General features: G+C 39.9%; 9 protein-coding genes. 4 read left to right on the forward strand and 5 right to left on the reverse strand.

The window, feature by feature from the left end:
• Positions 1-192: 192 nt before the first annotated feature.
• The 3 genes from DBR11_RS21125 to DBR11_RS21135 all read right to left on the reverse strand — a co-directional run bounded on the left by DBR11_RS21125 (position 193) and on the right by DBR11_RS21135 (position 3,091).
• Positions 193-1,161, reverse strand: a complete 969-nt coding sequence (locus tag DBR11_RS21125; RefSeq protein ID WP_108554603.1) for a YihY/virulence factor BrkB family protein — start codon at positions 1,159-1,161, stop codon at positions 193-195.
• An 86-nt stretch (positions 1,162-1,247) separates the two neighbouring features.
• Positions 1,248-2,300 carry an endolytic transglycosylase MltG gene (gene mltG, locus DBR11_RS21130; RefSeq protein WP_108554604.1) on the reverse strand — a complete coding sequence of 351 codons (1,053 nt, stop codon included), beginning with the start codon at positions 2,298-2,300 and terminating at the stop codon, positions 1,248-1,250.
• A 20-nt stretch (positions 2,301-2,320) separates the two neighbouring features.
• On the reverse strand, positions 2,321-3,091 hold the full coding sequence (locus tag DBR11_RS21135; protein ID WP_108554605.1) for a PASTA domain-containing protein: 771 nt from the start codon (positions 3,089-3,091) through the stop codon (positions 2,321-2,323).
• A gap of 219 nt (positions 3,092-3,310) precedes the next feature.
• Between DBR11_RS21135 and DBR11_RS21140 the strand changes: the two genes are divergently transcribed.
• Positions 3,311-4,297, forward strand: a complete 987-nt coding sequence (locus DBR11_RS21140) for a D-alanine--D-alanine ligase (protein ID WP_108554606.1) — start codon at positions 3,311-3,313, stop codon at positions 4,295-4,297.
• Positions 4,298-4,359: 62 nt separating this feature from the next.
• On the opposite strand, the gene DBR11_RS21145 is transcribed toward DBR11_RS21140, so the two are convergent.
• Together DBR11_RS21145 and DBR11_RS21150 are read right to left on the reverse strand one after the other, a co-directional pair.
• Entirely contained in the window at positions 4,360-5,787 is a 1,428-nt protein-coding gene (locus DBR11_RS21145) for an MATE family efflux transporter (protein ID WP_108554607.1), read from the reverse strand.
• A gap of 223 nt (positions 5,788-6,010) precedes the next feature.
• Positions 6,011-6,430 carry a thioesterase family protein gene (locus DBR11_RS21150; RefSeq protein WP_108554608.1) on the reverse strand — a complete coding sequence of 140 codons (420 nt, stop codon included), beginning with the start codon at positions 6,428-6,430 and terminating at the stop codon, positions 6,011-6,013.
• A 119-nt stretch (positions 6,431-6,549) separates the two neighbouring features.
• On the opposite strand from DBR11_RS21150, the gene rpsO reads away from it, so the two are divergent.
• From rpsO to rpe, 3 genes are all read left to right on the forward strand, one after another.
• A complete protein-coding gene (rpsO, locus tag DBR11_RS21155; protein WP_108554609.1) occupies positions 6,550-6,828 on the forward strand; it encodes a 30S ribosomal protein S15 in 279 nt (92 codons plus the stop codon).
• Between the two features lie 115 nt (positions 6,829-6,943).
• Positions 6,944-9,088, forward strand: a complete 2,145-nt coding sequence (gene pnp / locus DBR11_RS21160; RefSeq protein WP_108554610.1) for a polyribonucleotide nucleotidyltransferase — start codon at positions 6,944-6,946, stop codon at positions 9,086-9,088.
• Between the two features lie 81 nt (positions 9,089-9,169).
• Positions 9,170-9,841 (forward strand): ribulose-phosphate 3-epimerase, encoded by a 672-nt coding sequence (gene rpe / locus DBR11_RS21165; RefSeq protein WP_108554611.1) that lies wholly within the window; start codon positions 9,170-9,172, stop codon positions 9,839-9,841.
• Positions 9,842-9,869 lie beyond the last annotated feature (28 nt).

Consider the following 9,869-nt stretch of genomic DNA (forward strand, 5'->3'; position numbering starts at 1 on the left):
GTGAGGGATTCGAACCCCCGGAGCTATTACACTCAACAGTTTTCAAGACTGCCGCAATCGACCACTCTGCCAACTCTCCGGCGCAAAAGTACAAATACCGTCTGGTTTTGCAAATTATGATATTAATTTTTTTAACGTAAAATTGATAACTTGTTAAAACAGAGTTAGAAAAATTTTATTCTACACCTGTTTTTAGTCTGTAGAAGAGGTTTTTTTGAACAAATTGAAGTTTGGCCGGATGATCTTAACGCTTCTTTTGGACAGGTCAATGCTTGCATTGAGTTCAAAACCCATGAGTAAAATGAAGGAATTTAAATACAGCCAGATCATAATTACAATTAGGGTACCTATGGAACCATACACTTTGTTGTAAGAACCGAAATGATTAATGTAAAAGGAAAACCCCCAAATGGTAAGAAAGGCAAGTATGGTAGCTAGCCAGGAGCCGGCACTAAAAAGCCGCCATTTCTTGGCGTGTGCAGGTCCATAACGATAGAGAATGGAAATGGTGACAAAATATAAAACACCCAAAAGTGCCCATCTGGTAAGCTGAATAAGGTAATACATAAAGTTACCTTTAATATGCAGGCCGTTTTTTATATAGTTCAGGGCAATCTCGCCAATAGTCATTGCGCCAATGCAGATAATGATGGAAATAAAAATAACCAAGGTCAGTACGAAGGCAATCAATCTTCTTTTTAACCAGCTCCTGGTTTCGATAATAAGAGACGATTTATTAAAAGCGATCATCAGGTTATGCACGCCGTTGGTAGCGAAGTATACAGAGACTATAAAACCGAAGGAAAGCAATTTGCCATTCTGTTTCTTGATGATCTCGGTTAGAGTTGTTTCAAAGGCATCGAAAGCTTTATGAGGCAAGATCAATTCAATTAAAGACATGAGTTGATCCTGAAAGCCGTTGGGTAGGAAAGGAATCAGCGTAAACAGGAAGATGATGCCTGGAAATATAGCCAGCATAAAATTATAAGCCAGGGAAGAGGCTTTATTGACTAAGGCCTCTTTTTGTATTTCCTTTAAAAAAAAAGAAGCAACAGTGTAAAGCGGGATAGGACTAAACCCAGGAAGTATATAAACTTTTGTCCATTCAATAAACAAGGCATAGAGCCTTATTTTTAATAAATGCCGGTGTACCCATTCCATTAATTAAACTTAATATTTCATCATGATCTTACCAATGTACAAAATACATCAGAGATCTGCTCTTGTTGACCTATGTTATTGCGAAACTATCTGAATATGTTACGTTTGTTTAGGGCGTCTCTATACTTCTTAGCGTTAATTTCATGCTGTTCTTTGGTTACAGCAAAATTATGATAACCGGAAAAATCATCTTTGGCACACATGTACAGGTAATCATTGTTGTCTTTGTTCAGTACTGCATCGATGGCATTAATGCTTGGCATCATAACTGGTCCCGGAGGCAATCCAGCGTATTTATAGGTGTTGTATTTTGAATCGACCCTTAAAAGGGCACCTGTTACTCTTTTTACTGTGAAATCGCCGTTGGCAAAGATTACTGTAGGATCGGCCTGCAGGAGAATTCCTTTATTTAGCCTATTGATGTATAGTCCGGCTATGATGGGCATCTCTTTATCAAAAATAGCTTCTCCGTCTACAATAGAGGCAAGGATTGTAACCTGGATTGGTGTCATTTTTAGAGCTTCTGCTTTCTTTTTCCGTTCAGGGTTCCAAAACTTAACGTATTCCTTTTGCATTTTTTCAAAAAACTCAACAGGAGTGGTGTTCCAGTACATATCGTAGGTGTTTGGGATAAACATCGTATAGATATTGTCTGTATTGAAACCGTATTTTTCAACCAGGGCAGCAGAATCTAGTACATGGATAAAGGCCAGAGAGTCTGCCTCCAATTTTTTGGCAAGATAGCCTGCAAATTCTTCCTTACGGCGTATGTTTTGGAATTTCAGTTTAACGGGATCCTGGTTTCCTGATTTAATTTTATTGATCAGGCTCCGGTTGTTCATTCCTTTTGATAATTTATAACGACCGGGTTTAATGCGGTCTGTCAGGTCCATCTTTGCCGCTGCCTCACTGAAAGAGTTCAGGTCTGTCAAAATATCTTTTTTCTTGATCTCTTCTACCAGGTTTTCCAGGTTGTCGCCTGTTCTGATGTATAGAAACTTTTCCTTTTCAGTTACGTTGGGGGCGAAGTATATTTTGTAGAATTTTAAGCCAAAAAATCCACCTATTATTATTAAAATTAAAACTACGGCTAAAATAATTTTGGTTTTCGCGGTAGCATTCTTTTTCTCGCTGCTCATATATATTATAAAATGGAGTTCTAATTCTGTTTATTTGATAGGGTAATGTTTATTGGCGTACCAATTTTTACTTTAGTTAAGGTATCTGAAAGTACTGGTGTCTGCATCACAATTACCGCATTTGCGCTGTCTGTAATCGTGCCTTCGTAGGTGATATTGCCCAGCATGAGCATAGCGCCTTTCAAGGAGAACCTGGCTTCGTCTTTGGTTAATCCAAGCAGGTTGGGAATGTCTACTTCTTCATTACCTCTCCCATCTCCTAATACAAGGTCTATTCTGGAACCTTTTGGTAAAATATCTCCTGGTTTTAAAGGTCTTCCTCCAAAATTGGCTTGCAACACCACATCTTTAGCTACATCAGCTTTATAAGTTGTATCACCAATTTTCAAGCCAAAGCTTTCTAGTGTAGGTTGAACTTCCCGCAGGGATTTGGATTCAATGTCAGGGAATTTAACATTTGGGGCCTGGGCCGTATTGATAGTAAGGTATATGGTCCGGTTGTCTTTAACAAAAGTGTTCGCATCCGGATCCTGATCGATCACGATTCCCGGAGGTTTGTCCATAATGTATACGGAGTCTACTTCATAACGCAAACCAAGATCTTCAAGTTTACTAACTGCCTGGTTAAAGGAAAGCCCTTTTAAAGCAGGAACATTTAAGCCTTGTCCGTGTTTGGTGTAATATCTTAAGCTGAAGAATGCAATAAATAGAATGGCAACCACTGTGAAAATAGCAGCAATAAGGTTGTTTCTAAAGGATTTAGTTTTTAGATAGGTAATGAACTTGCTCATTGAGTTTTCTTATGTTCGAATGTATTTGTTCCAAAAATAGACTAAAAAAATATTTTATCGGAATTTAAATAACATCTGCATGAACTAATTTATATTTTTGGGTGTCATCTTTAAGGTTTCTGGATTAGCTCCAGGACTTTAGATAAAACGACATAAATGCTGATAAATTGGGCTTTGTGGAAGAATTACCTGTGGGTGACTAAGATTTAAAAGAACGATATGAAGAAAATAATAGCATTACTTACAGGAGGCACTACCGGAGAATGGGTGGTGTCTGTTAAAAGTGCAGCAACAATAGCTCAAAACCTCGATCAAGATAAATTTGAGGTGTATAAGATTATGCTTACCCAGCAGGGCTGGTTTTATGAGCCGGCCGATTCGGTGAAGATAGAAGTGGACCGGAATGATTTTTCTGTGAACATTAAAGGGCGGAAAGTGAAATTTGACGGCGTTTTTATTGCAATACATGGATCTCCTGGTGAAGACGGTAAATTACAGGGATATTTTGATATGCTGGGCTTGCCCTATACCACTTGTGATGCACTGACATCGGCCATTACGATGAATAAAGGCTATACAAAAGCTATTGTTCAAGGTATTGATTCGCTTCATGTGGCTAAATCTGCGCAGATATTTAAGAATGGTCCGTATCAGCTTGACCAGATTAAGAAAGATCTGTTGCTTCCCTATTTTGTAAAACCGAATAATGGAGGAAGCAGTATTGGTATGAGTAAGGTAACCAACCAGTATGATTTGAAGGATGCATTGGACAGGGCATTTCAGGAAGATTCCCAGATTTTGATTGAAGAGTTTATTGCTGGGAGGGAGTTTACAGTTGGTGTTGTAAAGTTAGATGGAAAAATTACCGTGCTTCCGGTTACGGAAGTGGAAACAGCGAAAGAGTTTTTTGATTTTGAAGCAAAATATACGCCTGGTGTAGCCAAGGAAACCACACCTGCACCAATCAGGGAGGAGACACGACTGCGCGTGGAGAAGATTGCAGCTGATGTGTACCGGAAGTTGAATTGCAGGGGTGTTGTCCGGATTGATTTTATCCTTAAGGGAGATGAAAGTGATTTCTATTTTATTGAGATCAATACGATTCCGGGTCAAACGGCTACCAGTTTTATACCGCAACAGGTTGCTGCTGCTGGAATGAAACTGAATGATTTTTATACCAAACTGATTAGAGAAACCATCGGCTAAGATCTTTTATAAAAAAGGCCTTCTATAGTTTTACATAGAAGGCCTTTTTGTTGGAGTGGCATTTATACTTTGACCGTTTTCCATTTGCCTCGTTTAAACAAAACGAAACTGGCCAGGGCTATTCCGGTTTCTGCTACTGGAATAGCTATAAAAACGCCTGTTGGCCCGAGTTCAAAATGTTTGGCTAAAACGAAGGCCAGTGGGATCTGAAACAACCAGAACCCAAAAAAGTTGATCCAGGTTGGTGTCCAGGTATCGCCGGCTCCGTTAAACGTACTCATCAGTACCATTCCTATACCATAAAATATATAACCTATGCTCAGGATATGCAGGGCTTGTATAGCGACGTTCTGGATGAGTGGGTCGTTGGTGAAAAAGTCGACAAAGAATTGAGCACCTGCAAAAGTTAGCACCATCACCGAACCCATATATATCATACTGTATTTTATGGTTTTTAAAACGGATTGTTGTGCCCTTTGTACTTCTTTTGCACCCAAATTTTGGCCCACAAGTGTTGCAGCAGCATTACTCATTCCCCAGGCCGGGAGCATAAAGAACATCATGAGCCTTAATGCTGTTTGGTAACCCGCTGAGCCATGGTCTCCTCCAGTAGTAGCCACCAACTGTGCCAGAAAGATCCAGCTGCAAGATGCGATCACAAACTGAAAGATACCGGGGGTTGCTATTTTTAACAGTGATTTTATTTGTGCCCAGTGCGGTTTGAAATAGGAAATCTTGATTTTAAGAGTACTTTTTCCTCCAGTTAAATGGTATATCTGGTACAGTACGCCGATACCACGACCAATTGTAGTAGCCATAGCTGCTCCAGTAAGTCCGAAGGCTGGAATAGGGCCCAGCCCATTAATCAGGATAGGGCAAAGGACAATATTAGAAAGATTGGCCAGCCATAAACTTTTCATCGCTATTGCTGCATTTCCGGCGCCTCTGAAAATTCCGTTGATCAGGAACAACAGCATGATCACTATACTACCGCTCATCATGATTTGCATAAAAGGTGTGCCCTGTCTGGCGGTTTCGGTTGATGCGCCCATAAAAAGCAGCAGGTCTGCAGCAAAGATAAATCCGGCTATACTAATGACGATGTTCAGGGCTATGGCGATGATCAAGGCCTGCATACCTGCTTTGGCAGCAGCAGCAGGATCTTTTTCTCCGATTCTCCTGGCTACTACTGCGGTAGCGGCCATACTCATCCCGATGGCCAGGGAATAAATAATGGTGAGTACAGATTCTGTAAGTCCAACAGTTTGGATAGCGTGGCTGCTGTTGTGCAGGTGACCTACAAAATAAAGGTCTACCAGAGCAAAGATGGATTCCATGGCCATTTCCAGCATCATAGGTATAGCCAGTAGGAGGAGGGCTCTTCTGATGCTTCCTTGGGTATAGTCTAATTCTTCGCCATTAAGGGCTTGTTTTAAAAGTGTAAATATTCTAAATAGCTTGCTTTGGGCAGCTGTTTGATGTTTTGGCATAAAAAAAGGGAAAAATGTGAAATATTAACCGCTGTCAGCAGGATTTGCTGAGCTATGTTTTTATCGGAAAAGGGGAGTCCTCGGTTTTAGAACCTCAAACGGACTGCAAATACCTTCATTGTTTTGCGGTTTTGTTAGCTAGCAAATATAAGCGATATTGGAATTGAATTGCAAGAATATTTTCTAAATAGCTAAAAATATTATGATTGCAGTTGCCTGAGTACTAAACGCTATAGGTTTTGATCATTTCTTCACTGACTTTACAGCCTCTGCCGGTACTGATGTCAATCATGACATAGTCGAACCAACCATCGGAAGCAATCTTTTTAGTGCGTTTGTTCTCAATTTCAAATTGCACCCGACAGCCTTTTTCGTTGATGGTTAAAATTCCGGTACGGATGGCGATCACATCTCCCAGGATTAAAGGGCGTTTGAAATCTACATAAGCTGTTTTTACTACCCAGCCATAGCCGCTCCTAAGAAAGTCTTCCATGGGCATTTTGTAGAATTTTTCCATTTGTTCGTACCTTGCGGCCAGTACATAGTCAAAATACTTGCTGTTGTGCACGTGGTTAAACATATCGATGTCATCGGGTCTCACTTTCAGTTCGCTTTCAAATATGCTGTAGCCGGTCTTTTCCATGAAAAATCTTTTTTGCAAAAGTAACAGAAATGAATGAGTTATTATTGCTTATCATCAAAACTTACACTATCTTTGCGTCCAATTAATTAATTTATAAACACTTTAGTATCATTCAAGAAATGTATTTAAGTAAAGAAAAGAAAGCCGAAATCTTTAAACAACACGGCGAAGTAGAAACCAATACTGGTTCTGCAGAAGGTCAGGTAGCGTTATTTACGTATCGTATTGCGCATTTAACAGAGCACTTAAAGAAAAACCGTAAGGATTTTTCTACTCAGCTGGCTCTTCAAAAACTGGTAGGTAAACGCCGTGGTATTTTGGCATATCTATTCAAAAAAGATATTGGTCGCTATCGTGCTATCATCAAGGCTTTACAGCTTAGAGATATCATCAAATAAAAGTACTTATATCATTAAAAGCCATTCTATAGGGATGGCTTTTTTACTTTAAAAATAAAATAACCACATAAATCCGGTGTGTAGAAAGAGGAAAACATACCACAACAAGTTTTAAATGAATGTAATAAAAAAATCGTTCGATCTGGGTGACGGAAGAACAATTGAAATCGAAACAGGAAAGTTAGCTAAACAGGCAGATGGTTCTGTCGTTGTCAGAATGGGCGATACCATGTTATTGGCTACTGTAGTTTCTACAGTAGGTGCTAAGGCAGGTGTTGATTTTCTACCTTTATCAGTAGATTATCAGGAGAAGTATGCTGCTGCAGGACGTATTCCTGGCGGTTTCTTACGTCGCGAAGCAAGATTATCGGATTACGAGGTATTGATCTCTCGTTTGGTAGACCGTGCTTTGCGTCCAATGTTCCCCGAAGATTACCACTCTGATACCCAGGTGATGATCACATTGATCTCGTCTGATAAAAATATAATGCCAGATTGTTTGGCTGGTTTGGCGGCTTCTGCTGCTATCGCAGTTTCAGATATTCCTTTTAACGGACCAATCTCGGAAGTACGTGTGGCCAGAATTGATGGCAAATTGGTGATCAACCCTTATGTAAGTGATTTAGAGCGTGCAACTATTGACTTCCTTGTTGCGGGTACTGAAAAGGATATCGTAATGGTAGAAGGTGAAGCAGACGAGATTTCCGAAATCGAAATGGTTGAAGCGATTGAATTTGCACACAAAGCAATCATCGTTCAGGTTCAGGCACAGAAAGAATTAGCTGAATTGGTGGGTAAAACAGTTAAGCGTGAGTATTCTCATGAAGACAGTAATCCTGAGTTAAAAGATCAGGTATATGCTGCTACTTATGATAAAGTTTATGCTGTAGCTAAAAGCCAGACTTCTAAACACGAGCGTGGAGAGAAATTTGCAGTTATCCTGGATGAATTTAAAGTTACTTTAGGTGAAGAGGTTGATGAAGTAACCAGTTTCTTAACTAAGAAGTATTTCCATGATGTACAATACGACGCGATCAGAAATCTGGTTTTAGATGAAGGTATGCGTTTAGACGGACGTGATGTACGTACAGTACGTCCTATCTGGAGTGAAGTTGGTTATTTGCCTTCTGCTCACGGTTCTGCATTATTTACACGTGGTGAAACCCAATCTTTAACTACAGTAACTCTGGGTTCTAAAGATGATGAGCAAATGATTGATGGAGCTTTCATCAATGGTTACAACAAATTTCTGTTACACTATAACTTCCCTGGTTTCTCTACTGGTGAGGTTCGTCCTAACAGAGGTGCTGGCCGTCGTGAGATTGGACATGGTAACCTTGCAATGCGTTCATTAAAGAAAGTATTACCTGGACTGGAAGAAAATCCATATACCATCCGTATTGTTTCTGATATCCTGGAGTCTAACGGTTCATCATCTATGGCAACAGTTTGTGCAGGTACACTTGCACTGATGGATGCCGGTATTAAAATCAAAGCTCCTGTATCAGGTATTGCTATGGGATTGATCACTGATGAGAAAACAGGTAAATATGCAATCCTTTCAGATATCTTAGGAGATGAAGATCACTTAGGAGATATGGACTTTAAAGTGACTGGTACTGAAAAAGGTATTGTTGCTTGTCAAATGGACTTAAAGATCAATGGTTTGAAATGGGAAGTGTTAACCGCTGCCTTGAAACAAGCTAATGAGGCCCGTTTACATATCCTGAATGAAATGAAGAAAACGATTGAGCAACCTCGTGAAGATTACAAAGATCACGCGCCTCGTATTGTTTCTTTAACTATCGATAAAGAATTTATTGGAGCTGTAATTGGCCCAGGTGGTAAAATCATCCAGGAAATGCAGAGAGAAACCGGTGCTACGATCTCTATTGAAGAGGTTGGAAACAAAGGTATCGTAGAAATATTTGCGGATAATAAAGCTGCTATTGATGCTGCTGTTGGCCGTATCAATGCCATTGCTGCTAAACCAGAAATTGGGGCAACTTACGAAGGTAAAGTAAAATCAATTATGCCATTTGGTGCTTTCGTGGAAATTATGCCAGGAAAAGATGGTTTACTGCACATTTCTGAGATTGATTGGACACGTTTAGAAACGATGGACGGTGTGTTCAAAGAAGGTGATAAAGTAACTGTTAAGTTATTAGACGTAGACAAACAAGGTAAAATGAAGCTTTCCAGAAAAGCTTTAATGCCTCGTCCACCAAAACCAGAGGCTACAGAAAACAAACCTGCTTAGTCTTTTGTTTAAATATCATTTAAAACCCTGCTTTTTGCAGGGTTTTTTGGTTTAAAACAGGTTTTGATTATCTTTACCTTTATGAACCATTTAATAGCACCTTCTTTACTTGCTGCAGATTTTGGTAATCTTCAGCGGGATATAGAAATGATCAACGCCAGCGAAGCCGACTGGTTTCATGTAGATGTAATGGATGGCGTTTTCGTGCCAAATATCTCATTTGGTTTTCCGGTTATGGAAGCGGTTAAAAAGCATGCGAAGAAACCCTTGGATGTGCATTTGATGATTGTTAACCCGGATCAGTATATTGAACGTTTTGCAGAAGCGGGCGCTTCGCATATTACCGTGCATTATGAAGCTTGTGTACATTTACATCGTACTATCCAGTCTATTCATCTGGCAGGTTGTAAGGCAGGCGTGGCTATTAATCCGCATACCCCTGTTGGTTTGCTGAAAGAAGTTCTTCCTGATCTTGACTTGGTATTGGTCATGTCGGTTAACCCAGGCTTTGGCGGCCAGAAATTTATTCCAAATACATTGAATAAATTAAGAGAATTGCGGGCTATGGCTTTAAATTTAAATCCGGAATTGATTATTGAGGTGGATGGAGGAGTGGGTACACATAATCTTGCCAGCCTGGTAGAGGCGGGCGCAAATGCTTTTGTGGCCGGAAATGCGGTGTTTGCTGCAGACTCGCCTGAACAAATGATTTCTGAATTAAAAAACATCAGAACAGATAGCGTTCAGGCTTAAAAGACTATTATTTCTATAGAATAAAGGC

It is taken from the genome of Pedobacter sp. HMWF019, assembly GCF_003061025.1.
Taxonomy (GTDB): domain Bacteria; phylum Bacteroidota; class Bacteroidia; order Sphingobacteriales; family Sphingobacteriaceae; genus Pedobacter.

Excerpts from the sequence above, each read along its gene's own strand:
- DBR11_RS21125 (WP_108554603.1), bottom strand. The coding sequence starts at position 1,161 with ATGGAATGGGTACACCGGCATTTATTAAAAATAAGGCTCTATGCCTTG.
- mltG (WP_108554604.1), bottom strand. The coding sequence starts at position 2,300 with ATGAGCAGCGAGAAAAAGAATGCTACCGCGAAAACCAAAATTATTTTA.
- DBR11_RS21135 (WP_108554605.1), bottom strand. The coding sequence starts at position 3,091 with ATGAGCAAGTTCATTACCTATCTAAAAACTAAATCCTTTAGAAACAAC.
- DBR11_RS21140 (WP_108554606.1), top strand. The coding sequence starts at position 3,311 with ATGAAGAAAATAATAGCATTACTTACAGGAGGCACTACCGGAGAATGG.
- DBR11_RS21145 (WP_108554607.1), bottom strand. The coding sequence starts at position 5,787 with ATGCCAAAACATCAAACAGCTGCCCAAAGCAAGCTATTTAGAATATTT.
- DBR11_RS21150 (WP_108554608.1), bottom strand. The coding sequence starts at position 6,430 with ATGGAAAAGACCGGCTACAGCATATTTGAAAGCGAACTGAAAGTGAGA.
- rpsO (WP_108554609.1), top strand. The coding sequence starts at position 6,550 with ATGTATTTAAGTAAAGAAAAGAAAGCCGAAATCTTTAAACAACACGGC.
- pnp (WP_108554610.1), top strand. The coding sequence starts at position 6,944 with ATGAATGTAATAAAAAAATCGTTCGATCTGGGTGACGGAAGAACAATT.
- rpe (WP_108554611.1), top strand. The coding sequence starts at position 9,170 with ATGAACCATTTAATAGCACCTTCTTTACTTGCTGCAGATTTTGGTAAT.